The sequence below is a fragment of the Brevibacillus sp. FW306-2-1A-C05A genome (assembly GCF_058781555.1).
Window position 1 is genome coordinate 1 of the sequence record NZ_JBYSWV010000057.1, and the last position, 25,308, is coordinate 25,308.

Consider the following 25,308-nt stretch of genomic DNA (forward strand, 5'->3'; position numbering starts at 1 on the left):
GGGAAAGTGCTAATCCCGAAGCTTTCCACTAAGCTTTCGAACGGCACCGTAGTGGCGGTGCGAAACGGGCTATCCGGTGCTAATCCCGAAGCTTTCCACTAAGCTTTCGAACTTCCTTCTCAAAATGGCCGTTATCGGCATGTTTCCAGTGCTAATCCCGAAGCTTTCCACTAAGCTTTCGAACGGTGCTATAAATCTACTTAAAGAGTTTGGAGGGCTTAGGGTGCTAATCCCGAAGCTTTCCACTAAGCTTTCGAACTACAGCAGGGCATTTTCGATAGATGCCAACCTATTAGTGCTAATCCCGAAGCTTTCCACTAAGCTTTCGAACGCGTTCTCCTATGAAAAAAGGGCGCTCGGTTGAGGTGCTAATCCCGAAGCTTTCCACTAAGCTTTCGAACCGCAGATTCTTTGCAGCCAGACCTTGCCTTGCATAGTGCTAATCCCGAAGCTTTCCACTAAGCTTTCGAACAAGCCGGCCATGTACACCGGCAGTGAAAGCGATCGACAGTGCTAATCCCGAAGCTTTCCACTAAGCTTTCGAACCAAAATCACTGATTGCAGCGATCTCTTCATACAACGTGCTAATCCCGAAGCTTTCCACTAAGCTTTCGAACCAAAAACTCATCATATGCGTCCACATTAAGTCTTTGGGGTGCTAATCCCGAAGCTTTCCACTAAGCTTTCGAACTGTCGGGTTATGGCCGATGGATTCGAGCAGGGTGAGTGCTAATCCCGAAGCTTTCCACTAAGCTTTCGAACATGCTTATGCAGTCGAGCGATCTGTTCCAGCCACTTTTTGTGCTAATCCCGAAGCTTTCCACTAAGCTTTCGAACGGGCGCGATTGACGAGAAGTGGCGGAAGTTGACGGTGGGTGCTAATCCCGAAGCTTTCCACTAAGCTTTCGAACGACGCGAGATAAAGGTGTGGATGCAGAAAGCGTACGAGGTGCTAATCCCGAAGCTTTCCACTAAGCTTTCGAACAAAGACCGGATTGCGGCGAGAGGAACCGCCAAATGCTCGGTGCTAATCCCGAAGCTTTCCACTAAGCTTTCGAACGTTGCTGATGCCGAGCCTTTTCGCGCGAATCAAGGTGCTAATCCCGAAGCTTTCCACTAAGCTTTCGAACTGTCATTATCCTTTGTCAAACAGATACGCTTTACACGCGTGCTAATCCCGAAGCTTTCCACTAAGCTTTCGAACACATTTGAAGTAAAGACGCTCTTTACCCCGTTGTCAGTGCTAATCCCGAAGCTTTCCACTAAGCTTTCGAACACGATCCACGAATGTTCATTGCTTATCAAAATTCACTGTGCTAATCCCGAAGCTTTCCACTAAGCTTTCGAACCCGTACACGCTGATCCGCAACGTACGGGTGGAAATGAAGTGCTAATCCCGAAGCTTTCCACTAAGCTTTCGAACGTGTTGTCCACGACGAGGAACCGCAGCTCGTCGCCCAGTGCTAATCCCGAAGCTTTCCACTAAGCTTTCGAACGGCAGACACACTGGGCGAAATCGTATACGACATGCTAGACGTGCTAATCCCGAAGCTTTCCACTAAGCTTTCGAACCGGGACGAATTCGTCAAGCTCCAGGACAAGCTCGACAGTGCTAATCCCGAAGCTTTCCACTAAGCTTTCGAACTAAAGGTAAAAGGATAAAAGAACTGCTCGTTGCAATGTGCTAATCCCGAAGCTTTCCACTAAGCTTTCGAACCCCTGTCTTCTCAATCCCTTGATTCTCAGGCTTTTCTCAGCCCGTTTTCGAGCAGTCTTTTTTTAGGTACCATTTTTCTTGAAATTCAAGGAGCTTTTTTCTTTCCAACTCAGTTTGACGCCTACTCTCCCAACGCTTGCGAGCATCCTTGGCGTTTTTAGGGCTGGGAGATTGCTCGCGTCTTCATTTTTCGAAAGCATAGTGGAAATTCGAAATTATCCGTGGGAATAGACTTGTAGAGGGTCTATAATGCACACGCACGGAATATCAAAACGGCCTGTCGCCTCTAGCATACGGCCGATACTTATATCTTACTTTTTTTCCAAATACAACACAACCGCGATTTGATCCACCCTGTAGAAAATCACCACTCAAGACCTCACTCCTTTCAAGTCGCTATTATAAATATTAAAAAACCGACCTCATTCTCTTGCGAATGAAGTCGGCTCTCCACTCTGTTTCCTGCATCAAGAACCGAGGCAGTCATCCTTTCGCTTGATCCAATCGCTCACTCGCGCGATGAATCATGGCAGTCAAGCTTCTGCCCTCGCCTTACCCAAGGACTGCCGAATAGCGGCCATGCAATTCTTGCACCGCGACTGCGATGTCTGCCTGCGCTTCTCTTCCTTTGTCCGTCTGCCAGATCAAGACGTGCTTTCCTTCTATCTTCCGCTCCAACTGTCCTTTTTGCACCATCTTGTCAACCAACCGCGTGATCGTCGACGGCGTCATATGCAGCAGCTGCGACAGTTCCGTTGGCGTGACCTCTCTTTTTCGTTCACAGCCATCAACAAAGTGGCGTACGTCGGCGAAAAGGAGCGTTCTGCTTTTCCTTTTTCCTCATGACGGACCATGCCAGAAAGCAGCTGGAGCTGTTATTTCCCAGTCAATCGGATGGTTAGCGCACGCCTTCGGTGGCCAGAGCAGGATTCAGGGCATGCTTGACGTATTCTTCGGCGCTGTGCTTGATCTGTTCCTCCGACGCCTGCATCATACCGTGGAATCTGAACGGCGTAAGGTACTTCATTCCCGTCAAATTCGCCATCGCTTGCAGCGGCGTCGTCAGCTCGGCGATCGTGAAATAGTTGTGAGGAGATTAAGTACGCGATTCGCTGCCTTAACATGCGGCGTCGTCAGCTCGGCGATCGTGAAATAGTTGTAGCCATCCCGCTCGTAGGCTTGCTCCGGTCCTCCGACGGAAATCGCCAGCAAAAATTCCTTGTTGTGCAGCTTGTTTCCTTCGGAGCCGTACGCCCAGCCATACGTCAAGACAACATCCTGCCACTGCTTCAACAGCGCAGGCGTCCGCTTCCTGCTTCATTCTTTCTACCCACGCTTTATTTACGCGCGATTCGTTTAAATGGGGGTGAGCCACAATGACTAATGTTTTCACCACTAGCGTTGCATTAATCTTTTCAAATCATTCAATATCCTCGTAATGCAGAAGTACCAATGGGCAACCTTCCGAAAAACCAAGGCGGGAATCAAGATTCATCTTCGTCTCGTATTTGCCAATCAGGAGGATGTGTATCCTGATAAGATTTCCCTTACGTATGCCAAGTCTAATGACCGCACGCAAATGGAATCGCTGATTGACGAGATCGGAGCCATGTACGTCTTTGATCGAGAATACGTGGATTACGAAAAGTTTGATGAATACACGGACAAAGGCATCTTTTTCGCTTCACGTCTGAAAGATAACGCGGAAATTCGCCATCTCTATACTTTCAAAATACCACCAGAAAGCTCTGTTTTATCGGATTCCATGATCTTGCTTGGAACGCCACAAAAACGGGTGGATAACGTGTTGCGACTGATTGAGACGCTGGATTCGAAAGGAAATCGTATTCGAATCATTACGAATCGCTTCGACTGGGAAGCAGATGAACTCAGTGACATCTATCGTTGGCGCTGGCAAATAGAACTGTTTTTCAAGTGGATGAAACAGCATGTAAAGATCAAGAACTTCTATGGCACGAGTGACAATGCTGTAAGAAATCAAGTCTTTCTCGCTCTCATTGCCTACTGCTTGTTGCTCCTAGTCAAACTGGGAAAAAACGGTCCGCACAGTCTGTTGCAAATCAGTAGATGGCTGAAAGTTTTTCTCTGGCAAACGTTCGAGCAATGGTTTGGACGAATGAATTACCAATCCAGACGAACATCAAGAGGGCGACAGAAAAGGAAGTGGATGTTGTTTGTTGTTGTCACCGCTGGAGTAAATGTATAAAACTACCAAATGGATAGTGGCTACCTTTTGGTTGGTTGCTGCCCTTTTTGATTACGAAGCTGAAAAATTACATTCAGAATAATCAGTCAATAATCCGATTCATCTTTTATGCAACGCTAGTGGGTTTTCACAGAATATGCTCCTTTGTTCACATATTGTTTGTACATACAAACTACATTACTATCTTTTTGACGCCAACTAACAAACTGTAAGTCCAATCCGCCTTTCCGTGCTCCAGACGCTATCTCCTCCGTGCGTTCTCGAAAAGGGAAAAGCCAACTCCATCCCTCACCAGGATGAAATCGGCTCTCCCTTGGTTCCTTCCCTTTTTCCCTGACGCGCCCCTCACGTTACTGCTTCCTTCTTCCCAAAAAACGTCCGAAGCGCCTTGTAAACCTCGCCCTTTTCCCGAATCACGCAATGCAGGAACTTGGGCTCCTTGATGTGGCGATACGCTGACATGAGTGTTGAGTGCCTGTTATACTGGTTGACCTCTCCATAACCGAACATGTTGCATCTCTCCATGAGCTCTTTGACCAGCTTCACGCAGCGCTCGTTGTCGGATGTCAGGTTGTCGCCGTCGGAAAAGTGGAACGGGTAAATGTTGTACTGGGACGGCGGATAGCGGCTGTCGATGATCTCCAGCGCTTTTCTGTAGGCGGAGGAACAAATCGTCCCCCCGCTCTCGCCTTTCGAGAAAAAGGTGTCCTCCGTCACTTCCTTCGCATCTGTATGGTGCGCGATGAAGACGATTTCTACTTTTTCGTACTTCGTGCGCAGGAAACGAACCATCCAGAAGAAAAAGCTGCGGGCGATGTACTTTTCGAAGACGCCCATACTGCCTGAAGTATCCATCATGGCAATAATGACTGCGTTGGAATGCGGCTTGATGATTTCCTCCCACGTCTTGAAACGCAGGTCGTCTTCCGTGATGCCCAGCTCCAGGTCACTGTAGCCGGCAAGGGCGTTGCGGCGGATCGCGGCGATCAAGGTCCGCTTTTTGTCGATGTTGCCCATCAGCCCTTTTTTGCGGACATCGTTGAAGCGCGTCTCCTCAATGACAATCTGGTCCTCGTCCTTGCGCTGCAAGTTCGGCAGCTCCAGCTCGGCGAACAGCATCTCCTGCAATTCCTCGACGCTGATTTCCGCCTCGTAGTAATCCACTCCCGGCTGATCGCCGGCGCCCTGGCCTTTGCCCGGCCCTTGCGCCTGATCGCCGTCCTTGGCGATGACATCTCCTACCTTGCTGTTTCCTTTGCCTTGACCTCCGTGCTTTCCCTTTTGGAAGTTAAAACGCAATCGGTATTCATCCAGGGAGCGAATGGGGATCTTGATAACTTCCCGACCGTTTGACATGATGATATTTTCTTCGCTGACGAGATCGGGCAGGTTTTTTTTGATCGCTTCTTTCACTTTTTCCTGGTGTCGATTTTGGTCCTGGTACCCTTTGCGGTGCAGCGACCAGTCTTCCCGGGAGACAATGAACGATGGTGCATCTTCCATGGCGTCTCCTCCTAGCAACTGGCGCAATCTGCGCCGAATATGATGTGCGGGATAAAGCGTAGGTACGTTTTTGTCAGGGCTGTGCGAACCGCTTTTTTACCTGTTCAGCAAGCTTCCCACGTAACGGAGCAGCTCGTTGGCGCAAACCGGGCAATAGTTATGCTCTTCGATGAGGCGCTTTGTCACCTCGTTGATTTTTTTCAACTGATGCTCATCCGGCGTTTTGTTCGAGGTCGTGATCTTGACGACGTCCTTGAGGTCGGCGAACAGCTTTTTCTCAATCGCTTCCCGCAGGCGGTCGTGCGTGCTGTAGTCAAAACGCTTCCCTTTGCGCGCGTAGGCCGAGATGCGGATGAGGATTTCTTCGCGGAATGCCCGCTTGGCGTTTTCCGAAATGCCGATCTGCTCCTCGATGGAACGCATCAGGCGCTCATCTGGATCCATCTCCTCGCCGGTGACGGGGTCGCGGATTTTATTCATGTTGCAATACGCTTCGACGTTGTCGAGATAGTTATCCATGAGCGTTTTCGCAGACTCTTCGTAGCTGTAGACAAACGCTTTTTGCACTTCTTTTTTCGCCAGCTCGTCGTACTCCTTGCGGGCGCTGGAGATGAAGTTCATGTAGCGCTCCCGCTGCTCCTTCGTAATCGACGGATGCTGGTCGAAGCCTTCCTTCAGCGCGCGGAGAATGTCCAGCGCATTGATGCACTCGGTGTCGCGGCGAATCAGCGCGCTGGAGATGCGGTTGATGACGTAGCGCGGGTCAATCCCGGCCATGCCCTCATCGGCATGCTCGTTGCGCAACTCTTCCAGATCGGCACCCTTGAACCCTTCCACCGATTCGCCATCGTACAGACGCATTTTCTTGAGCAAATCGGCTCCTTGCTTTTTCGATTCCTTCAAACGAGTAAGAATAGAGAAAATGGCAGCTGATCGCAGGGCATGCGGAGCAATGTGCACATGTCCGAGATCGGATTGTTTGATTAATTTCGCATAAATTTTTTCTTCGTCGCTGACGCGCAGGTTATACGGCATCGGCATGACGATAATCCGGGATTGCAACGCTTCGTTTTTCTTGTTGGCAATGAAGGCTTTGTACTCGGATTCGTTCGTGTGAGCCACAATCAGCTCATCCGCAGAGATCAAGGCAAAGCGGCCTGCCTTGAAGTTTCCTTCCTGCGTCAGTGACAGCAGGTGCCAGAGGAATTTCTCGTCGCACTTCAGCATTTCCTGGAACTCCATCAAGCCACGGTTTGCTTTGTTCAGTTCCCCGTCAAAACGATAGGCGCGGGGATCGGACTCGGAACCGTACTTGGTAATCGTAGAAAAGTCGATGCTGCCAGTCAAATCGGCAATGTCCTGCGACTTGGGATCAGAGGGGCTGAATGTACCGATCCCGACACGGTTCGCTTCGGAGAAAAGAATGCGGCAAACCGGGAAGTCTTCGATGCGTCCGCCGTATTCCGTCTCCAATCTCATGCGGTTGTAAGGAGTAAGCTCTCCCTCGATTTTGATGCCCAGCTCTTCCTCAATTTCCGGACGCAGCTCATGCGGGATCAGATGCAACGGCTCTTCCTGCATCGGGCAGCCTTCGAGCGCGTAGACGGCGCCTTCGTCCGTGCGGGAATACTCCTCCAGTCCTCGTTTGAGCATGGTAACGAGTGTGGATTTACCGCCGCTGACCGGACCCATCAAGAGCAAAATGCGTTTGCGGACGTCCAGACGACGTGCTGCCGAGTGAAAATACTCCTCAACCAGACGTTCAATGGAACGATCCAGCCCGAAAATTTCCCGGCTGAAAAATTGATACGAGCGTGTGCCATCCTCGCTTTCCTCGACACCAGCACTTTTAATCATGTTGTAGACGCGTGAATGAGCCGTCTGGGCAATTTGCGGATTTTTGCGAACAAGCTGCAAGTACTCGGCGAAAGTCCCTCTCCACATCAGGTTTTCTTCTCGGGCCCGGTGCTCAGCGATTCGTTTTAAAATGTCCATGTTCGACACTCCTCCCTCATAAGCCCCTCTCTCTTCCCTAACGACAATGTACTCTCATGTATATGTCTGCCTGCAGTCACGCATTCGCGTGGAACTCGTTTTCTTCGGTTGCCAACAGGCTCTTCAAGCCTTTACATATGTGTATGCGAGACATGAGCACAAGTTTCAGCAATCTTGCCACAAAAATCATGCACGAGTGGCAAATTTTCTTTTCGCGGCAGGGAATATTACGGAAATGTAAGGTTTTGTTGATTGCTTTGTAAGCTAAAGCAATGGTTTGTAAGCCGATCCGTCGCGTACAATTAACTCATCCATCAGCCATCATTCATGCGCAGTTGATTGATCTGCAAACATGGGAGGTCCGAATCATGAATACGCAAAAAGATCGCATGCAAATCAAGAAAGGTCTGTACTTGACCGGAATCGCCGCATTGATCGTCCTCGCTGTCTTTGTTTACCAGTGGGTGCGCGGCATGGAGCTGGATACAGGTGAAATTCTTAGTGTTCCGATCACCTTGGGCGCTTTCCTGAAGCTTTGGAACGATCACCGAAAACTGTCCTTAACATAAGGAACGCACAAGCTTTAATCCGTTTGCAAAGTGGGCAGGCTACGCTATAATGGGAGTAGTTTGTTTACGAAAGGAGCTGTCCAACATGGGTACGTTTATCGTAGCGTTGGTCTTCGCAGCTTTTCTGTTCTTCATCCTGACAGCAGGCTACAACGAGGACAAAACCTGGAATCTGTAGGGACAAGCTAACGGGCAGTTTGCTGGCATCAGCACGGCGCTCCCAGGAAAAAAAGCAGGCTGCCTGTCACGGCAACCTGCTTTTTTTCGTTGAAGCTTCGTTCGTTTACGCTTCTTGTCCCTGCTATTTTTTGTCCGCTTGCTTTTGGGCTTTCGCGGCTTCTTTCGCGGCTTTTTCTGCCTTGGGTAACGGTCGTATCCGCCGCTTTTTCCTCTGCACTCGCGACAGAAATTCCGCTGAACAGCAAAGCAGCCATGGCCATAGTCGAAACGATTTTTTTCACGTTGGTTCCTCCTTCTTGTGTACGAAGCGTGATTGCTACGTAAACAAGCCTGCCGCACGACTTTGGGAAAAGTATGTGAAAAAGCAGGCTGCCCCGCTTTTGCGGCAAACAGCCTGCTTGCTCGTTGCCGGCGACGACAGCCAGCGCAATTTATGCTTTGGCAAACACGCCTGTCCGCTCCGTAATCGCCTGATACAATTCCTCCAACGAGCCTCGCTGATCGACCGGATACTGCGGCTCGCCGCGGTCTTCCAGCCAGTTCGTGACGAGGTACGTCTTCATCCCCAGCTTCGACGCGACCATGTCTTCCTGCATGTGGTTGCCGATCATGATGCAGTCGGTCGGCTCCACGCCGAGCTTTTGGCAAATTTCCGCGAAATAGCCGGGATCCGGCTTCGTATAATGCGACTCCTCATAGACGGTCACCAGTTCGAAATCGTCCGCGCTCATGCCGATCCAGGCGAGCCGATGGAAAATCGCATCGCGCGGAAAGACCGGATTGGTGGCGACCGCGACCCGATAGCCTTGCGCCTTGGCCGCATCCACAATTTTTTTGCCCCACGGCGAAGGATAGGTCAGATGGGACAGCGTCGGGAACACATCGCGGTAAAAGGAATCGAACAGCGGCCACACCTCTTCGCGATCCCATTCGCTGTGCGCGGTAAAATATTCGATGAACACCTGTTCATTCGTCTTCTCCGGCTCCTGGCTCATAATCATCGCCTTGGTTGCGTCCCAAATCAGCTTCAGGAGCTTTTCCGTATCGTACTTGTCGCCAACATGGCGGCCTACCTCGACCAAATAGCTTTTGACAAAAGGCTCGGTCTGCATTTCCAGGAGCGTTCCGTCCAGATCAAACAGGATCGTGTTCACAGTCATTTGCGTTCTCTCCCTTTTTCATCGACGCCCTGCTTGTTGTTGCTGCTGTAAGCGAAGGCGTTTGTCATCGTGCCCTAATTCAGCCCCGGAAAACCTAGCTGCCGCAAGCCTTCAAACAAAACGATCGCCGCACAGTTGGACAGATTGACGGAGCGGGTGGCTCCGCTCATCGGAATGCGAATCGTTTGCTCCCGGTACCTCTCCGTCAGTTCCTCCGGCAAGCCGGTGGTCTCCTTGCCCAAAATAATGTAGTCGCCATCGCGAAAGGAAACATCGGTGTACAGCTTCTCGCCCCACGTCTCCACGAAGTAAAACGTGCCTGCTCCCTCTCCCTGCGCCGCGGCAAAATGCTCAAAGCTCTCGTGATGGTGGATGTTCACCGCGTGCCAGTAATCGAGGCCAGCCCGCTTCAAATAGCGATCCTCTGTCGAAAAGCCAAGCGGGTGAATCAAATGCAAATGAGCGCCAGTCGCTGCGCAGGAACGGGCGATATTCCCCGTGTTGGCAGGAATGAGCGGCTCGTGCAAAACAATATGTAGCGGCATATCAGCAAAACTCCTTGTATATGACGAACTTGGGTCCTTCAAATCTCTTCTATTATACATAAACCAACCGCGCCATGACCACCGAGCCAGTGCCTGTAACATGCAGCGGGGCTGTTGCATCTAACGGGAAAACAACGGATGCAAAGGAGTGTCGCTGACATGAATACGCCCCGCCGTCATCTGCTTCGCCTGCTCGCCCACATAATGTCTCTTTTGATCGTCCTGATTGGCGCAGCATGGATGTGGCCTGACTTTTCCGCTTTCCCGGCTATGGAGGCGTGCAGCATGATCGCAGGCTACCTCTCGTTTCTCCTGATCGGTCTCACCCTCTTGATTGGCCCGATCAAGTCGTGGCTGCCCGGACGCTGGACCGCTGCCTGCTTGTCCATCCGCAGAGATGTCGGCATCTGGGCCGGACTGACTGGCATCCTGCATGTCTGTCTCGTGCTGATCCTGTTTGAAGGAGAGCCGAAGCTGTACATGATCTCTGACACCCGGCCTGACCAGACGGGCGGGTGGCTGCGCCTGTTTCTTTATGCGCCTCCCGAGTCCGGCGTATGGCCGATTCCGAACTGGAGCTTTACGGGTGTCGCCAACTACTTGGGAGCGATCGCCTTCATCCTTTTGCTGGCGCTCTTGTGCACTTCCTCTGGACGCGCGGAAAAATGGTTGGGCGGCTCCGCCTGGAAAAGACTGCATCTGGCCAATCCGTGGCTGTTTCTTCTCGTCCTGTTCCACGGCCTGATCTACATTCAATCGATCAAAGGAGAGCCGCACAGCTTCTCCGACCTGCTCGTCTTCGCAGTCGTTGTCTGGTTCGTTCGCAGCCTCTCGTTTGGCCGAACTGTGCTCAAGCGCAGGTGGTAACCTGCAAAGCCAAAGCCGCCTACACTCCGCGAATATGAAAAAACGCATAACGGATGCTGGGCGTATAGGCAGTCGAGTCCTCATACGCCCAGTAGCGCATGCTGCTGTCTGTCGTGTGGGCGTTGACAAGCGGCATCATATTCGCGTCCATCGTGACCACAATCGTATTGTGCTGAAAACGTCCGTCGCCGTTAAAGTCGTAGCAAATGATGTCGCCCGGAACCAGCTCGGCGGCAGACTTTTTGACGACAGCGCGCATCGGCGGCCCGCCTGATTTCAGCAACAGGTACAAGCTGTGCGCTACCGTCCAGCTATAGCTCCAGTCCGCGCTTTTTCCGGTGCGAATCCACCAGCCTTTGCCACGTTCCTTGGACATCAGCATGGGAATCCCCCCGGCGTACAAGCATTGCGATATAAAATTGGTGCAATCATCGTTGAAGCGCGGGTAAGCGGGATTCGTCGTATTCCAGTACCGTTCTGCATAGGCGACTGCTTTATCCGCCCGATAGCCGCCCGCGCCGTGGACGACGAGCAACGGCTGCGACACCGCATCTTCAACGGCTGTTACCGACGCCGTGCCCCGCAGCTCCTGTTCCTCTATCCCTTCGCTTTTCTGGTCACCTCGCTGCTCCCGCGTGCCGACAATTCCCCACTGACCTGCCGCTTTGTCCAAACGAAGCTGAAGCATCCGTCTGCTCGCCTCTTCATACGTTTTGTTTTTCAACAGATACCGGCTCTTGCCCGTCCAGACTACCGTGATGTCCATCGCAGCATCCGTCTCCAGCCAACAGACGGGCTTGACCTGGCCGCTCACGCCACGAAGCGCGGCCCCCCGCTTGCGCATTTGCCGATGGGCGCGATGGATGCGTTCCCATTCTTGTTGCAGCAGCGGCTTTTGCTCCAGATAAAAAGGCAGCAGCCGCTGATGTTGTCCATCCAGAATCGATTGGTGCACGGCATCGAAGTACCGTTGCACAAACGCACGCCATTCCATCCGTCGCTCCCCCTCTTCCCAGCGTTCTATGCCTGGACATGTCGTTCCTTCCGCCAGCTCGCCTCGCGGGGCACGCTCACTCCCCATCCACGAGCTCACCTGGCATCTCACGAAAAGAATATGTCAAGGACAGTGCATTCAGAAGAAAGAAAAGCCATCCGGCTAGCGGACAGCTTGGTTGGAGGTCGCATGGGCAAAAAGCGGCCCTTCCTCGTGCGACAGCAAAAATTCTTTGATGGACAGCCCGCCTCCGTAGCCGACGAGCGCGCCGTTTGAGCCGACAACCCGGTGGCAAGGGATGATTACCGGGATCGGATTGCGATTGTTCGCCCCGCCAATCGCCCGGACCGCTTTGGCCGCTCCGATAGCGATGGCAATATCCTTGTAGGAGCGGGTTTCGCCGTATGGAATATTCGTCAACTCAGTCCACACTGTTTTTTGAAAAGGAGTGCCGTACAGGACGGTAGGAACGTCAAACTCTGTTCGCTCGCCGGCAAAATATTGCTCAAGCTGCAGCTTGGCCTGCTCGTTGATCGCTTCGTTTTTCTCCGGAGTGACTCCGAGAAGCGTCTTTTTGCACCAGCGAACAAGGCGCGGCAGTCCTTCTTCCTCGTTCGCAAAGTCGATGTAGCACAAGCCTTCCTCCGTCGAAGCGAGCAGCAGCGGGCCAATTGGCGATTCCATTGTGGTGTAGCCTACTTCCTGTGCCATCGTACATCCTCCCTCTCTCCCAAATATTTTTTAGCGCAGGCTGCCTTGCTATCGCTCGTCCGCTCCCGAAGCGCCAGCGGCTTCAGGCGACTTTTTCCAGAGGTTAGCCAGCCTGTCATACGTCTGTCTGTCACAGCGGCTTTCGCGCTTTTCACCAGCGTACCAGCCTGCGACTAGGGGAGTTGTTCCTGCTGTTCCTGCTGTTCCTGCTGTTCCTGCTGTTCCTGCTGTTCCTGCTGTTCCTGTCGCCGCTGCTTCTCCCCCTGCGCACTTTGCTCCGCCAGCAGCTTCATCCCCTTCGCAATCTCGTCCTGCACCTCTGCCACCTGCTCCGTCTCCTGTGCCCTCACGAGTGCCGCTTCTGCATCGGCTCCCCCGATTTTCCCCAGCGCCCAGGCTGCTGTGCCGCGAATGACCGGACGTGGATCGTTCGCAAGCAGGCGGGCGAGATGAGGAACCGCGGTGCGATCCTTGAAGTGGGCCAGGGCCAGAATCGCGTTGCGCTGAATCGGCTTTTTGCCGCGCCACGATGAAGAAGACAGGCCGAACTTTTCCTTAAACTCCTTGTTGCTCATCTCCAGAAGCGGGATCAAGAGCGGCTTGGCAATCTCGGGATCAGGCTGAAACTCGGGATGATGGTTGGAGTTGATCCGGCGGTTTTTCGGGCAGACGGTTTGGCAAGTATCACAGCCGTACAGCCGATTGCCGATTTTTCCTCTAAATTCGTCTGGAATGAAATCTTTTACCTGAGTCAAAAACGCTACACAGCGCTGAGCGTTGAGCTGGCCTCCCTGCACAAGCGCCCCGGTCGGACAGGCGTCTACACATATGTTGCAATCGCCGCAGCCTTCTTCGATCGGGTGGTCGATCGGCAACGGCAAATTCGTCAAAAGCTCGCCCAGGTAGACCCACGAGCCGAACTCGGGCGTAATCACCGCACAGTTTTTGCCGACGAATCCGACGCCAGCCCGCTCGGCGACAGCACGATCAGACAGCGCGCCCGTGTCTACCATCGATTCGATTTTGGCACCCGGCTCCAGCTCCTGAATGAATTTGCCGAGCTTGTCCAGCTTGTCGCGCAGCACGTGATGGTAATCGACTCCCCAGGCCGCCCGGCACAAAATGCCCCGGTACGCGCCAGGCTCGGACTTGGGCGGATTCTCCAGCTTGGACGGGTAGGCGAGCGCAATCGAAATCAAGGAACGCGCACCCTCCAACAGCAGGCTGGGATTCGTCCGCTTTTCCAAATCCGGCTCCTCAAAGCCTGACTCATACCCCTTTTCCCGGTGCTCGATCAGTCGTTCCTTGAGCGTCAAAAAAGGGTCGGCGCTGGCAAAGCCGATCTTGTCGATGCCGATCTCCTTGGCGTAATCAATGATGGACTGCTTCGTCTGCTCCCAGTAGCGCAAGTCTTGCTCGTCAATCACAGTTGTTTGATCGCTCCCGTCGCCAACTCGTCGCAGCGGTTGTTCCACTTGTTGTCGGCATGTCCTTTTACCTTGACGTACTCTACTTGATGAATATCCATCAGCCGAAGCAGCTCTTTCCACAAGTCCTGATTCTCTACCTGCTGGCCTTTGCTGTTTTTCCAGCCGTTTTTCAGCCAGCCCTTGTACCAGCCCTGCTTGAAGCAGTTGACCAAATACGCGCTGTCGCTGTACAAGGTCACCTTGCAAGGCTCTTTCAACGTGGACAGCGCCTTGATCGGCGCAAGCAGCTCCATGCGGTTGTTCGTTGTATGTGGTTCGGCACCGGACATCTCCTTGATGTGCTGGCCGTACATCAGGACAGCACCCCAGCCGCCCGGCCCGGGATTGCCAGAGCAGGCGCCGTCTGTATAAATCTCTACTTCACGCATTGTCATCGTCTTTGGAAACCTCCTCTGTTGCTTCTATTGTATCGAAGCTTAGTCGCTTCCACAAAAATATTTTGCTATACTACTTGAGAAATCTGTCCTGTTCCAAGCTTTGGCAAAAATAGTCGTTCGCAAGCGAATTTTCTTATAGAAGGAGTGAATCATGATGAACGTACAACTCGACTCTACCGTGACCGAGCGCCTTCCCGCCTTTTCCCTCGGCATTTTGCAATACAGTGGCGTATCTGTCAGCGACTCGCCAAAAATGCTGCAAGGCCGGATCAACTACTTTGTAGAAAGCTTGCGCCTGGAGCACGAGCTGTCCCGCCTGGCCGAGATCGAAGGCATCCGCGAATGGCGAGCCGCCTTCAAAAAAGCGGGGATCGATCCTTCCCGCTACCGCCCCTCCTCGGAGGCACTGCTGCGCCGTCTGTTGCAGGGCAATCCTTTTTTCTGGATCAACAGCGCCGTAGACGTCAACAACTTCTTCTCCGTCCTGCATGCGCTTCCCTTTGGGATTTACGATCGGCAGCAGCTTACAGGCGACGTCACTTGCCGTCTGGGCCGGGAAACAGACGTGTACGAAGGATTGAACGGTCGCGAGGTCCACATGGAAGGAAAGCTGCTGCTCGCGGACGAGCAGGGGGCCTTCGGCAGTCCGATTGTCGATTCCAAGCGAACTTGTGTGACCGAACAAAGCCGGGACCTGCTGCAAGTCGTCTTTTTCCACGAGCAGCTTTCCGCTGAGAAAAAGGACGAAATCATCGGCTCCGTGGGCCGCATGTTTACCGAGATCAACGGCGGCGAGCTGACCCACAGCGCCATCGCCTCGCCTTAATAAAAAGACGGCCCGTCATGCAGCGTGGCCGTCTTTTTGTGTCTGACTGTCAGTTGGCTTGCGAAAAACAACGTGCTCCAAGAGCAAACAGACGATTACCCCGAGCAGCAAGCCGTTGCCGAACAGGAAGCTGACCAGCGCAGGCAGCTTCTGCCAGGCGGCTGCCGGAACAAACATGACGCCAATCCCGATCAGAAGCGAGCTGCCCCCGACCGTGATGGCCCGATCATCCATTTTGACTGTCACGTAATCTTTCAAACCGAACCCGAGAAGCTGCGTGTACGAAATGAACATCGCCGCATAGGCAACCGGAGTCGGCAAAGCCGCCAAAAAATGAGCGACGGTCGGGAGCAGGCCAATCAGCATCATCCCGACCATCGCGAGCATGAAGGGCAGGCGCGACGCCATGCGCGTCGTCTGGATCACGGCGGCAGCCAGCGAAAGCGGGATCATCCCCACGACGCCGCTCACGCCGGAAAGCAGGTGAGACACCCCTGTAAACACCCCGCCACGGTTGTATTGGGAATCGGTCGGCACCGTATTTGTCGCCTTGCCCATCACGACCATGCTCGTCACCAGGTTCGTCAGCAGGACAAATCCGGTCAACATGCTCGTCAGGACGACGCCCCAGTCCCAGCGCGGCGTTCCCCAGAAAAAGAAGCTCGGCCACGAGATCAACTGATCCGCAGGCCGCACAGGCTCCGTCCAGCCCAATACGGCGTAAAGCACCCAGCCGCCGACCATGCCAAACAGGACCGCAAAGCTGGAAAAGCGCTTCGTCCGCATGATCCAGACGACCAGCGCCACGATGCCGACGGAAACGAGCGCTACGCCCGGCTGCACCTCTTTGGAATGCTGAAAGCCAATCCCCAGCATCCCGGTCAAAATATTGCTGCACAAAGAAATCGCCAGCAAAATCATATACGTGCCGGATACAAGCGGTGTAAACCATCTTTGCAGCTTGCCGATCCAGCCCAGCATCCCGAAGCCGATAAACAGCAGGCCCGCCAACGCCATCCCGAGCTGAAACGATTGCCCGATCTCGCGCGGCTGCAGCCCTGCACTCGCACCGAGCTGCGCCAAAATGATAAAAATCCCCCACCACAATCCAGCCGGTCCTTCCAGCATCGGATAACGGTGTCCGATCCATACTTGCAAAAGCGAAGCCAGCCCGATGAAAAACATCGTCTGCTGCATCAAATGGCTCATCTCGTCTGCCTGTAACCCATACACGTCCCCGATCATCAACGGAACGGCAACACTGCTGGAGACAGCTACGATCATCCATTGCAAGGCCGAGAGAATGCTCGTGCCCACTGGAGGTCTGTCATACAATCCGTACTTCAAAACAATCCACCTCGTTTTCTTGCCGCCAATCAATCATGAGCTATGCAACTAAATGTCTCCAGTTAAGAATATCATCATCCGGTTTTTCAGCAAACATGCAAAGGGGCAAGAAACTCTCTGCGAGAAATTTCTTACCCCTTATGCTTTGGCCGCCCATGCGGCTTCCGTTTCCTGCAAATACTATTTTATCATTTGCTTAATCAGCTCGCGGTTTCGGCTTTGGAAAATTTCATTGTGGGACGAAACCATTCCGCTGGCATGCGCTTCCGGCTGAATGTACAGCTTGGCTTGGTTGACGGCATTTGCTGCGTCGTGAAAAGCTCCAGCAATCAGATGCACTTTTCCTTCATACGAGATAATATCTCCCGCCGCAAAAATCCCCGGCTCGGATGTAGCGCCGTTTGTCTTGCCGGCCAGGAAGTATTCGTTCGCCATTTCCAGCTTCACCTGGCTGTTCTCCAGAAGCGATCTGTCGCGTTCGTAGCCGTGATTGATAATCACTTCGTCAATCGCCAGCTCCTGCACCTCGCCCGTCACGTGGTTAGTCAGCTCGACCCGCTCAATTTTTTCCTGGTTGGAAGCCGCAATCAGCTTCGTGATCGTCGTGTTGAAGAAGCATGTGGCGGAGCTTTTCAACAGTTGCGTAACTTGTGCTTCGTGCCCGGACAGCGCTTCTTTCCGATACGTCACATACACTTTTTTGGCAATCGGCTCCAGCTCATTGGCCCAATCGACCGCAGAGTTTCCACCGCCCGAGATGATGACGGTTTTGTCCTTGAAGCGCCGCAACGACTTGACGGTATAGCTGAGATTGGATACTTCGAACTTTTCCGCGCCTTCCAAGTCAATTCGTTGCGGCTCCAAAATCCCTCCGCCAATTGCCAAAATGACGGTTTTGCTATAATGCTTCTCGCCTGCCGAAGTGTGCAAAACGAACACGCCTGTTTCGTCCCGCTCGATCCGCTCCACTTTTTGACCCAAAACGACAGTTGGATCGAAGGTCAATCCTTGCTGAACGAGCTGCTCAATCAGCTTTTCGCCCAGTGTTGGCGTCAAGCCGCCGACGTCCCAAATCATTTTTTCGGGATAGACGTGGACTTTCCCGCCCAGCCTTGGCTGATATTCGATCAGCTTCGTCTTCATTTCTCGCAAACCGCTGTAAAATGATGCGAACAGCCCAGCAGGCCCTCCGCCGATAATCGTGACGTCATACAATTCTTCGTTCGTCATCCGTGTATCTCTCCTTTACTCCCATCCATAATGGGCGCACGCAGCAACAGGGCCCCTGCACAATGCTTGCACAGAGGCGGCTGCTCGATCAGCGACGCATTTTATTTGGCCAAAATATTTTTCACGATCGTTTTCACCCCAAGCTCAATTCCCAACGGTCCGCCCGCGGCAATCGAGCTGTCCAGTGCGTACATATGCCCGTTCTTGATCGCTTGAAGCGAGTTCCAGGCAGAATCGCTCTCCAGGTTTTTCAGGTAGCCTTGCAGCTTTTTGGACGAGCCGCCGATATCAGCGACAAATATGTAGTCCGGGTTCATCGCCGCCAGTCCTTCCAGGGAAATCTGCTCCCCTTTGGTCGACATATCTACGTATTTGCTCGGCGGGTTCAACCCAAGGCCGCTTTCCTTGCTGAAAATAAACTGCGTGGTAAAGCCCCAGAACTGCTTGTCACCCAGCATAATCACGCCAAACGTTTTGTCGCTGAACGCTTTCAACTGTTCTTTGGAATCGGCAATCAGCGTTTCGATCCGCTTGATTTCATCCTCGGCCTTTTGCTCTTTGCCGAAAATTTTTCCGTACTCGCGCAGCGCGCCTTGCCAGTTGTTTTCATTGCTGTCCACCGTTACGACCGGAGCGATTTTCTCCAGCTTGTCGCCGTAGCTTCCATACCGCCCCGAAACCATGATGATGAGGTCAGGGCCGACTTCCAGCAGCTTTTCCAGGTTCGGGCTCGTCATGGAGCCGATGTCGACGATCTGTTTGTCCTTGTACGGAGCGAGCGATTCCCACTCCTGCAAAACATCCAGGTCTGTCGCCGCTACCGGGGCTTCGTCCAACAAAAACAAATGCTCAAAATTGCGGAAAAATAAGAGCGCTACTTTCTCCGGTTTCTTTTCCAGTACAATCTCGCGTCCAAGAGCGTCTACATACGTTCTCGGCCATTTTCCCGTTTCCTGATCGGCTTTTTCGGGAGCGGCGCTTTCCTCTTTGGCTGGTGCTGCACTGTTTGCTGCGGAACTATGGTTAGTCTCCGGCGTTCCGGCACAACCCGCTAAAATCCCCGCCAAAAGCGCAAGGGTGACGAATAGTCTCATGAGTGTTTTCATTCTGACTCCTCCGATGTGACTTGAGTTTTGCTTGACCAACTAAGCTACGGTCAGTTTAGCAAAACGCATTTTAGAGAGGAATGGAGCCATCCTGAATTCCATATGGATTTTTCCTGAATCGTCCGCGAAATTCGGCCGGAGACAACCCTACCTGCTTTTTAAAAATGCGGCTGAAATACAAGGCGTCTGCATAGCCGACGCTTTTCGCCACCTCGCCGATCGGCGCGTCGTTCGCCAACAGGCATTCCTTCGCCCGATTCAGCCGATAGGCCATCAAATACTTGCCCGGGCCCGGGCCCATGCCCGTATTTTTTGAAAACGTAGAACAAGCGATTTTCGTTGATGTCGTTTTGCTCCGCCAACGCGCGTACACTAAGCCCATCCATGTAATGCTCATGTATGTAGCTGGATACTTGCTCGAACAGTGCCTGCTCCCCATCGCTGCTCTGGTTGCGTGCACAAACGAACAGTTCCTCCAGGACGCAGCGAAACAACGTCTCCGTCTGAAAGGCAGAAATCCCACCCGGCTCCCTCGATGAGCGCCAGAGAAGCTCAAGCAGCTCCATCAGGCGCGGGCTTTGTCCCGGAGTGAGCTGAAAATGCGCTCTACTCAAGGAAAATCCGGACGGCTCGGGCGCGCAAACCCGGTATAAAACAAGCAAATACTCCCACTTACTGTTGCCCGTAACCCGCCGATTCAATGGCATACGGGCACCGCCATGCACGACATGTCCCGGCGACAGCGCATAGGACGTTCCGCTGAAATCAAACTCGGCCTTTCCTCTCAAGGGAAAAACAAAGCCTGGGAATGCTTCCGTATAGTCATCGCAACTCATGCCCGGATCGCGCACATAGCGACAGACTTGCTCCACTCGAAAAGAGGTACGCGCAAAATGTTCGGCAAGTTTGTTGATGTCCATCTTCATTTCACACACCTCCTGCCATCAAGTGCCGTTGCTCCATGCGCTCATCGCCCGCGTCCGCTGGGACGAGTCCCGTTGCAGTCACATAACTTAATCATACTTATATTGATATTGAGAATCAATCTTATTGTTTTTCTCTTTCCTTCTTTTCCTCGCATTGCTGATGTCTGGTTGTCGGCTATAGCACGGGCAAAACAGAGTAGCTATCGCGATTACTCCCCATTCAATTCCAAATAGTAAAGTCATTAAACATAAAGATTCTAGATTGGCTCTATTTTTTGAAACTCTATTTTCAGGCAATCACGAAATACAGAGATTCCTGAAGCAGGGTAAAATTTTTTCAACAATACGAGCACCCTTTCAGCCCTAGTTTCCCCCTCATACACCAATTAACCACGCTTATGTAAAATACCAAAGGGTTCCGAAAGTCGAGATATGTTGGCCGAAAGAGTCGGTCCGGAAAGGAGATGTTTTATAGAAGCGCCCCTGGAGTCCACATTCGTTCCTAGAACAACAAATATACAAAGGCACCTACAATGTGCATATCACAGGACTATTATCCTTTAATTGCTTTAAATCCCTTTGAACAAAATAGTACTTAATGTTCGTTTTTCAATTAATTATATAATTCGACATTTTTTTCAATTACTTTGCTATAAACTAATAATCAAAAAATTCTAAACCAATCTGTTGAATCAAACCAATGAAGATAGAAGATGTTTTCATGAAATCTAAGAAAAGATTATTAAGTGGAGCTGCATTACTTAGTATATGTCTTTCAGCTACTTCCGTATTTGCCGCATCATCAACATGGTCAGATAATGGATCATATGAAAAAACAATATGGTGGAAGCCTTATTCAGGAACGTTTAATGTTACTAAAGATTCATCTTATCCAAAAATTACAGCACGGATAGATTTCAAATATAGTGCAAATCAGAAAAGTGAGATGATGCGTTATATAAGCTATTACCCAACTTATGATTTTCGTGACGAATCAAAAAATGGGTTTGATGGCTCTTTCATTTCTACAAATTTTCCCGACCCTAAATATGATTACGAAGATGACAATGGTGATGGAAAAGATGATGAATTAGAAGCAGTATCTAGAGACCAATGGAGTATTAGTGCTAACACGAATTACTATGTAACTAGTAGCTTTGGTGTGGTAAATACGACAAATGATCCCAAGGTTTCTTCTTATGCATCAATTAGTGTAGCACCAATTTATCCAGGAGGGGACTACAACACTGTTGCTGGTACAGCCGAACTTCTCGGAGTATTTAAATATAGCCAGTTATCAACTCCTTCATCTGTGTCAAATAGAGAAGCTCTCGTCTTGAATACTGAAATTTTAGCGGATAGAGAATATGATAAAATCAAAACGAAAGGTGATTTAGAGAACTACAAAAACAATGTAAACAAAAGAGTGGAAAGGTTCAAAAGTAACGATGATTACCAATTTGTGATTACATTAAAGAACCCTATGAGCATAGACAGTTTTTACGATTTGGTTTCCGATTATAATTTAGAGGTTTCAGAATTGTATGCCAGAGGTATTGATAGTGAAAAAAATATTGTAACTATCGGCACAAAAACAATTCAACCAGAGGTTTTAGAGAGCATTCAAAAAGAAGCTTCTTATAGCTTCAAGGGTATTATTGAAATTGAAGGTACTGCTAAAGGAAAAGACTTAAAAAAGATAATGAAAAATGATAAAGTTTTTGCTGTAGAAGTGCAAACTGAAGATCAACCAGCATTTGGTTTGTACTGGAAGAAGGAAACTCTCATCAAATGATTACATTTAAAAATAAAGGTCTGCAAAATCATACTGTAGACCTTTACTTTTCCTTTGCGAGAGGAGAAACTTTCATGACGAAAACAAAATCTGGATGGTTACGAACGCTAGTGGAAATAGGGATGATATACGTTTCTTTATACGCGATTGTCTTTCTTATCGGCGTATACAGCTTTACAATCGTCACGGATTTGCCGACTGATCGGGATAAAAACGGATCTGGACTATTTCTAGGCACCCTTGTCAATTGCGTTCCTTTTTTGCTTCTTGGTTGGAGAGCACATTTTTTTCACAATCGAAATATTCATACTGTTGCTATTGCCACCGTAGTTACTTCCTTCCTTTTGGAAAAATTTTTACCTGTCTGTTTCGCGTATGTATTCTCTCCAGCAGACCCGTTTGTACTTCTAAGCGAAGAGCTTCCTTATTATATTTTTGGCATCAATTACATCCTATATGGCACCCTTTTATCGTGCTTATCTTTTTATATTGGCTTGTTTGTCAGGCGATCATTAAAGCAGCATACTGCGTCATAACCTCCAAAAGACCCTTACTGAATCAGCAGGGTCTGTTCGGTTGCAAAAGGACACGTAGAAGGAGCTTTGCTGGCCGCTTCCATTTTTGCGTCTGTATTCATTTTTTTACGGCTTGCTGACAGCCTCCAAGCCATTCCATACCCCAAACTGCGCCTGATACAAGCGGCTGTACACACCGCCTGCGTCGACCAGCTCGCGATGATGCCCCTGCTCGACGATGCCCTCCCCCGTCACCACGACGATTCGGTCTGCATCCTTGATCGTCGCCAGCCTGTGCGCGATCACCAGCGTCGTCCGGCCTTTGGACAGCTCTGCCAACGATTGCTGAATCGCCAGCTCTGTCTCCGTATCCAGCGCCGAGGTCGCTTCATCGAGAATCAGGATCGGCGGATTTTTCAGGAACATGCGGGCAATCACCAGCCGCTGCTTTTGACCGCCGGACAGCTTCACGCCGCGCTCCCCGATCACCGTCTCCATGCCTAGCTCCTGCGCGCGAATAAAGTCATCGAGTCGCGCTCGCCGTGCCGCTTCCCAGATTTCCTCCTCGCTCGCCTCCAGTTTTCCATACAAAATATTTTCGCGAATCGTGCCCGCGAACAGGAACACATCCTGCTGCACAATCCCGATCTGTCGGCGCAACGAATCTTGTGTCACCTGGCGGATGTCCACCCCGTCAATGCTGATCGAACCGCTCTCGACCTCGTAAAACCGCGGCAGCAAGCTGCAGAGCGTCGTTTTGCCCGCACCGGACGGACCGACGAACGCGATCGTTTCTCCTTTGCGGATGACCAGATCGACCTGATCGAGCACTTTTTTCTCTCCGTCATAGCTGAAGGAGACCTGGTCGAAGCGAATCTCTCGCTGAAACGGCTTCATTTCCACCGCGTCCGGAGCATCCGCCACATCCGGCTCTGTGTCCAGCAATTCGGTATAGCGCTTGAAGCCTGCGAAGCCTTGCGGATAACTTTCCACAATGGCGTTGATCTTCTCAATCGGACGGAAAAACACGTTCGTCAGCAACAAAAAGCCGACAAACTCTCCGTACGTAAGCTGTTCGCGAATGACGAACCAGGTTCCGCACACCATGACAAACAAAGTGACAAAGCGCATCATCATGTAGCTGATCGAGCCGTTTTTGGCAATCAGCTTGTAGGAGCTGAGCTTGGTCAGGCGAAAGCGCCCGTTGTTGACAGCAAATTGTGCTTCCTCGTGCTTCTCGTTGGCAAACGCCTTGACGACACGGATGCCACCCACGCTGTCTTCAATGCGAGCGTTGAAGTCGCCCACATCGCGAAACAGTTGGTGGATCGCCTGGGTCATTTTTTTGTTGAAGTACACGACGACCCAGATGATGGCCGGCACAACGATGAAGGTGATAACCGCAAGCTGCCAGTTGATGGACAGCATGAGCGCAAACGAGCCTACAAGCGTCATGATCGCGATAAACAAATCCTCCGGTCCGTGATGCGCCATTTCGCCAATCATGTTCATGTCGTTTGTCAAGCGACCAATCAAATGCCCGGTCTTCGTATTGTCAAAAAATCGGAACGACAGCTTCTGAATATGCGAAAACAGCTTGCGCCGCATATCCGTCTCGATGTTGATGCCCAGCATATGCCCCCAGTAGTTGACGATGTACATAAGCAATGTGTTCAAGGCATACAAAGCGAGCAGTCCAAGCGAAGCCCACAAAATCATGCCCCACTTCCCGCCCGGCAGCAAATCGTCGATAAAAGCATTTACCGCTACCGGAAACGCCAGCTCCAGCAAACCGGCAATGATTGCGCAGCCAAAATCAAGCACAAACAACCATTTATACGGGCGGTAGTAGGAGAAAAAGCGTCGAATCAATCAATGGCCCCCTTTTGGCGTTGGGTTCGCTCCTGTCAGTACTGACCCGGCAAGCTTTTGTCAACGCAACTGCAATAATGATTATCAATTTCATCAATAAGTATAGCAATGTGCCTTGTGAAAGAGAATGGCACATTCATGAATCGATATGGATTATTCATGAATCCCGTTGAAACTCGCTCGGGGACAGGCCGGTGTATTTTTTGAAGCGCTTGCTGAAATACAACGGATCGGAAAAGCCTGTCCTTTGCGCCACCTCCTTGATGCTCAATTGGCTGTGCACGATATTCAACAAGTTTTTCGCCTGGTTAAGTCTGTATCTGTTCAAATATTCACCCGGACTAATTTTCAAATGCTTCTGAAACAGGTAAGCGAGCCGGTTGACATTGATCTGGTGCATTTCCGCAAGCCGATTCATGCTCAAGTTTTCCATGTATTGATTATGAATATAATCGAGCAGCCGCTCCAGCAATAGCCGCCCCTCGTCTTGCGCACGATACAGCACGAGCGAAAACAGCTCGTTCAAGATGCCGTACCACAGCTCTTTTACGCGCAGCTTGTACAAGTCGCCGGGGCTATTCCAGTACCGCTCAAGCTGCCTCAGCTTCTCCTGCAGCCGGGCGCTCTGCTCGACAAGGTGCAAGCCGTAATGCTGCCCGGCGTAATCGCATGCATCAGCCAGCTCCCAGTGCTTCACCTGATAGAGCACGAGAATGTAGACCCACTTTTCCTCGCCGATCACCTTGCGATCAAACGCCATGTCAGGGCCAGCGTGTACGACCATCCCCGGCTCCATATCGTATCCCGTGCCGTCAAACCACATTTTGGCTCTCCCGGATAGAGGGAAAATAAATGCCGAATGCAGCCCGGTTCGTCCCCCAAAATATTTCATTCCCGGCTGTCGTTCTTCGAGGGATACACTGGTGAGTGTAATGGCTCCCCTGGCGTAATAGTCGATCAACAGACCAACCTTTGCTCTCTCCATTTGCACCCCGCCTTGCTTTTTACTCAAAAGAACCGTTGGATGTAAGCGCGGCATGGTCGCTACCGCATCCAGGAAAAGCTCTGCAACCACCCAGCACATGGATATGCTTCATGCATGGATATGCTTCACGCTTGGCTATGCTTCACGCTTGGCTAGCTTTGGTCACGCACACGCTTCTCCTATCGGCAGGCAAGCGCCAGCCTCGCTTGGTTCTTCTGTTCAGGTGTTGTTGCCAGCGGCTCGCGCTGTTACTCCGCTCGGCGTAGCACCTGGCATTGGAACACATTTTTACTCGAGCCTTTTGCAAAATTAGGTTTTCGTTTAAAAAATGAAGTTTAATGGTACGTAAAGTGGGAAATGCCACTTTTATA

The 25,308-nt window shown here is 51.3% G+C and carries 22 protein-coding genes, 2 pseudogenes and 1 CRISPR repeat array; of the genes and pseudogenes, 6 read left to right on the plus strand and 18 right to left on the minus strand.

Annotated elements, in window-relative coordinates; genetic code table 11:
- Nucleotides 1-6 precede the first annotated feature (6 nt).
- Nucleotides 7-1,717: direct repeats of the CRISPR family, unit length 36 nt; unit sequence GTGCTAATCCCGAAGCTTTCCACTAAGCTTTCGAAC.
- Nucleotides 1,718-2,269: 552 nt separating this feature from the next.
- The 3 genes and pseudogenes from AC3WJN_RS22775 to AC3WJN_RS22785 all read right to left on the minus strand — a co-directional run.
- A pseudogene (locus AC3WJN_RS22775) lies at nucleotides 2,270-2,485 on the minus strand (MarR family winged helix-turn-helix transcriptional regulator); the annotation flags it as partial.
- Nucleotides 2,486-2,615: 130 nt separating this feature from the next.
- Entirely contained in the window at nucleotides 2,616-2,711 is a 96-nt protein-coding gene (locus AC3WJN_RS22780) for a hypothetical protein (protein WP_412677745.1), read from the minus strand.
- Between the two features lie 68 nt (nucleotides 2,712-2,779).
- Nucleotides 2,780-3,010: an NAD(P)H-dependent oxidoreductase gene (locus AC3WJN_RS22785; protein ID WP_005835375.1), complete on the minus strand. Its 231-nt coding sequence runs from the start codon at nucleotides 3,008-3,010 to the stop codon at nucleotides 2,780-2,782.
- Nucleotides 3,011-3,155: 145 nt separating this feature from the next.
- On the opposite strand from AC3WJN_RS22785, the gene AC3WJN_RS22790 reads away from it, so the two are divergent.
- Nucleotides 3,156-3,944 (plus strand): IS4 family transposase, encoded by a 789-nt coding sequence (locus AC3WJN_RS22790; protein WP_005835376.1) that lies wholly within the window; start codon nucleotides 3,156-3,158, stop codon nucleotides 3,942-3,944.
- A 345-nt stretch (nucleotides 3,945-4,289) separates the two neighbouring features.
- On the opposite strand, the gene yhbH is transcribed toward AC3WJN_RS22790, so the two are convergent.
- Together yhbH and AC3WJN_RS22800 are read right to left on the minus strand one after the other, a co-directional pair.
- Nucleotides 4,290-5,447 carry a sporulation protein YhbH gene (yhbH, locus tag AC3WJN_RS22795; protein WP_005835378.1) on the minus strand — a complete coding sequence of 386 codons (1,158 nt, stop codon included), beginning with the start codon at nucleotides 5,445-5,447 and terminating at the stop codon, nucleotides 4,290-4,292.
- Between the two features lie 96 nt (nucleotides 5,448-5,543).
- Complete coding sequence (locus AC3WJN_RS22800; protein WP_007779966.1) at nucleotides 5,544-7,442, minus strand: PrkA family serine protein kinase; 1,899 nt, start codon at nucleotides 7,440-7,442, stop codon at nucleotides 5,544-5,546.
- Between the two features lie 368 nt (nucleotides 7,443-7,810).
- Here AC3WJN_RS22800 and AC3WJN_RS22805 point away from each other — a divergent pair, with 368 nt between their 5' ends.
- Entirely contained in the window at nucleotides 7,811-8,011 is a 201-nt protein-coding gene (locus AC3WJN_RS22805; RefSeq protein ID WP_007779969.1) for a hypothetical protein, read from the plus strand.
- A gap of 206 nt (nucleotides 8,012-8,217) precedes the next feature.
- On the opposite strand, the gene AC3WJN_RS22810 is transcribed toward AC3WJN_RS22805, so the two are convergent.
- The 3 genes from AC3WJN_RS22810 to trmL form a co-directional block, all read right to left on the minus strand.
- On the minus strand, nucleotides 8,218-8,472 hold the full coding sequence (locus AC3WJN_RS22810; RefSeq protein WP_005835385.1) for a hypothetical protein: 255 nt from the start codon (nucleotides 8,470-8,472) through the stop codon (nucleotides 8,218-8,220).
- A gap of 150 nt (nucleotides 8,473-8,622) precedes the next feature.
- A complete protein-coding gene (locus AC3WJN_RS22815) occupies nucleotides 8,623-9,351 on the minus strand; it encodes an HAD family hydrolase (protein ID WP_007779977.1) in 729 nt (242 codons plus the stop codon).
- Between the two features lie 74 nt (nucleotides 9,352-9,425).
- The gene (gene trmL, locus AC3WJN_RS22820) at nucleotides 9,426-9,896 is read right to left on the minus strand and encodes a tRNA (uridine(34)/cytosine(34)/5-carboxymethylaminomethyluridine(34)-2'-O)-methyltransferase TrmL (RefSeq protein ID WP_005835388.1); all 471 of its coding nucleotides are present in this window, start codon (nucleotides 9,894-9,896) and stop codon (nucleotides 9,426-9,428) included.
- 159 nt (nucleotides 9,897-10,055) lie between these two features.
- Between trmL and AC3WJN_RS22825 the strand changes: the two genes are divergently transcribed.
- Nucleotides 10,056-10,763: a ferric reductase-like transmembrane domain-containing protein gene (locus AC3WJN_RS22825; RefSeq protein WP_007779980.1), complete on the plus strand. Its 708-nt coding sequence runs from the start codon at nucleotides 10,056-10,058 to the stop codon at nucleotides 10,761-10,763.
- 19 nt (nucleotides 10,764-10,782) lie between these two features.
- On the opposite strand, the gene AC3WJN_RS22830 is transcribed toward AC3WJN_RS22825, so the two are convergent.
- From AC3WJN_RS22830 to rnhA, 4 genes are all read right to left on the minus strand, one after another.
- Nucleotides 10,783-11,757, minus strand: a complete 975-nt coding sequence (locus AC3WJN_RS22830) for an amidase domain-containing protein (RefSeq protein ID WP_007779983.1) — start codon at nucleotides 11,755-11,757, stop codon at nucleotides 10,783-10,785.
- A gap of 162 nt (nucleotides 11,758-11,919) precedes the next feature.
- Nucleotides 11,920-12,468, minus strand: coding sequence for a methylated-DNA--[protein]-cysteine S-methyltransferase (locus AC3WJN_RS22835; protein ID WP_005835393.1), 549 nt, complete (start codon nucleotides 12,466-12,468; stop codon nucleotides 11,920-11,922).
- Nucleotides 12,469-12,641: 173 nt separating this feature from the next.
- Complete coding sequence (gene queG, locus AC3WJN_RS22840; protein ID WP_007779985.1) at nucleotides 12,642-13,895, minus strand: tRNA epoxyqueuosine(34) reductase QueG; 1,254 nt, start codon at nucleotides 13,893-13,895, stop codon at nucleotides 12,642-12,644.
- The gene (rnhA, locus tag AC3WJN_RS22845) at nucleotides 13,892-14,332 is read right to left on the minus strand and encodes a ribonuclease HI (protein WP_007779986.1); all 441 of its coding nucleotides are present in this window, start codon (nucleotides 14,330-14,332) and stop codon (nucleotides 13,892-13,894) included. The genes queG and rnhA overlap by 4 nt, the downstream gene beginning before the upstream one ends.
- Nucleotides 14,333-14,489: 157 nt before the next feature.
- On the opposite strand from rnhA, the gene AC3WJN_RS22850 reads away from it, so the two are divergent.
- Entirely contained in the window at nucleotides 14,490-15,161 is a 672-nt protein-coding gene (locus AC3WJN_RS22850; RefSeq protein ID WP_005835401.1) for a B3/B4 domain-containing protein, read from the plus strand.
- A 15-nt stretch (nucleotides 15,162-15,176) separates the two neighbouring features.
- On the opposite strand, the gene AC3WJN_RS22855 is transcribed toward AC3WJN_RS22850, so the two are convergent.
- The 4 genes and pseudogenes from AC3WJN_RS22855 to AC3WJN_RS22870 all read right to left on the minus strand — a co-directional run bounded on the left by AC3WJN_RS22855 (nucleotide 15,177) and on the right by AC3WJN_RS22870 (nucleotide 19,770).
- The gene (locus tag AC3WJN_RS22855; protein ID WP_005835403.1) at nucleotides 15,177-16,508 is read right to left on the minus strand and encodes a purine/pyrimidine permease; all 1,332 of its coding nucleotides are present in this window, start codon (nucleotides 16,506-16,508) and stop codon (nucleotides 15,177-15,179) included.
- Between the two features lie 180 nt (nucleotides 16,509-16,688).
- Entirely contained in the window at nucleotides 16,689-17,738 is a 1,050-nt protein-coding gene (locus AC3WJN_RS22860; protein WP_005835405.1) for an NAD(P)/FAD-dependent oxidoreductase, read from the minus strand.
- Between the two features lie 101 nt (nucleotides 17,739-17,839).
- Nucleotides 17,840-18,844 (minus strand): ABC transporter substrate-binding protein, encoded by a 1,005-nt coding sequence (locus AC3WJN_RS22865; RefSeq protein WP_005835406.1) that lies wholly within the window; start codon nucleotides 18,842-18,844, stop codon nucleotides 17,840-17,842.
- A 70-nt stretch (nucleotides 18,845-18,914) separates the two neighbouring features.
- Nucleotides 18,915-19,770, minus strand: a pseudogene (locus AC3WJN_RS22870) (helix-turn-helix domain-containing protein).
- Between the two features lie 721 nt (nucleotides 19,771-20,491).
- On the opposite strand from AC3WJN_RS22870, the gene AC3WJN_RS22875 reads away from it, so the two are divergent.
- Together AC3WJN_RS22875 and AC3WJN_RS22880 are read left to right on the plus strand one after the other, a co-directional pair.
- Complete coding sequence (locus AC3WJN_RS22875; protein ID WP_007779993.1) at nucleotides 20,492-21,565, plus strand: hypothetical protein; 1,074 nt, start codon at nucleotides 20,492-20,494, stop codon at nucleotides 21,563-21,565.
- Between the two features lie 74 nt (nucleotides 21,566-21,639).
- Nucleotides 21,640-22,101, plus strand: coding sequence for a hypothetical protein (locus AC3WJN_RS22880; RefSeq protein ID WP_237716599.1), 462 nt, complete (start codon nucleotides 21,640-21,642; stop codon nucleotides 22,099-22,101).
- A gap of 105 nt (nucleotides 22,102-22,206) precedes the next feature.
- Here the strand turns inward: AC3WJN_RS22880 and AC3WJN_RS22885 are convergent, their stop codons facing one another.
- Together AC3WJN_RS22885 and AC3WJN_RS22890 are read right to left on the minus strand one after the other, a co-directional pair.
- Entirely contained in the window at nucleotides 22,207-23,952 is a 1,746-nt protein-coding gene (locus tag AC3WJN_RS22885; RefSeq protein WP_007779997.1) for an ABC transporter ATP-binding protein, read from the minus strand.
- Nucleotides 23,953-24,109: 157 nt separating this feature from the next.
- Complete coding sequence (locus tag AC3WJN_RS22890) at nucleotides 24,110-24,937, minus strand: helix-turn-helix domain-containing protein (protein WP_007780000.1); 828 nt, start codon at nucleotides 24,935-24,937, stop codon at nucleotides 24,110-24,112.
- Between the last annotated feature and the right edge of the window lie 371 nt (nucleotides 24,938-25,308).

Bases quoted from the DNA above. Each gene is read 5' to 3' on its own strand.
- AC3WJN_RS22880 (WP_237716599.1), top strand. From the start codon at position 21,640: ATGACGAAAACAAAATCTGGATGGTTACGAACGCTAGTGGAAATAGGG.
- AC3WJN_RS22800 (WP_007779966.1), bottom strand. From the start codon at position 7,442: ATGGACATTTTAAAACGAATCGCTGAGCACCGGGCCCGAGAAGAAAAC.
- yhbH (WP_005835378.1), bottom strand. From the start codon at position 5,447: ATGGAAGATGCACCATCGTTCATTGTCTCCCGGGAAGACTGGTCGCTG.
- AC3WJN_RS22825 (WP_007779980.1), top strand. From the start codon at position 10,056: ATGAATACGCCCCGCCGTCATCTGCTTCGCCTGCTCGCCCACATAATG.
- AC3WJN_RS22780 (WP_412677745.1), bottom strand. From the start codon at position 2,711: ATGATGCAGGCGTCGGAGGAACAGATCAAGCACAGCGCCGAAGAATAC.
- AC3WJN_RS22830 (WP_007779983.1), bottom strand. From the start codon at position 11,757: ATGGAATGGCGTGCGTTTGTGCAACGGTACTTCGATGCCGTGCACCAA.
- AC3WJN_RS22815 (WP_007779977.1), bottom strand. From the start codon at position 9,351: ATGACTGTGAACACGATCCTGTTTGATCTGGACGGAACGCTCCTGGAA.
- AC3WJN_RS22850 (WP_005835401.1), top strand. From the start codon at position 14,490: ATGAACGTACAACTCGACTCTACCGTGACCGAGCGCCTTCCCGCCTTT.
- AC3WJN_RS22790 (WP_005835376.1), top strand. From the start codon at position 3,156: ATGCAGAAGTACCAATGGGCAACCTTCCGAAAAACCAAGGCGGGAATC.
- AC3WJN_RS22860 (WP_005835405.1), bottom strand. From the start codon at position 17,738: ATGACGAACGAAGAATTGTATGACGTCACGATTATCGGCGGAGGGCCT.
- trmL (WP_005835388.1), bottom strand. From the start codon at position 9,896: ATGCCGCTACATATTGTTTTGCACGAGCCGCTCATTCCTGCCAACACG.
- rnhA (WP_007779986.1), bottom strand. From the start codon at position 14,332: ATGACAATGCGTGAAGTAGAGATTTATACAGACGGCGCCTGCTCTGGC.
- AC3WJN_RS22875 (WP_007779993.1), top strand. From the start codon at position 20,492: ATGAAATCTAAGAAAAGATTATTAAGTGGAGCTGCATTACTTAGTATA.
- AC3WJN_RS22890 (WP_007780000.1), bottom strand. From the start codon at position 24,937: ATGGAGAGAGCAAAGGTTGGTCTGTTGATCGACTATTACGCCAGGGGA.
- AC3WJN_RS22865 (WP_005835406.1), bottom strand. From the start codon at position 18,844: ATGAAAACACTCATGAGACTATTCGTCACCCTTGCGCTTTTGGCGGGG.
- AC3WJN_RS22835 (WP_005835393.1), bottom strand. From the start codon at position 12,468: ATGGCACAGGAAGTAGGCTACACCACAATGGAATCGCCAATTGGCCCG.
- AC3WJN_RS22805 (WP_007779969.1), top strand. From the start codon at position 7,811: ATGAATACGCAAAAAGATCGCATGCAAATCAAGAAAGGTCTGTACTTG.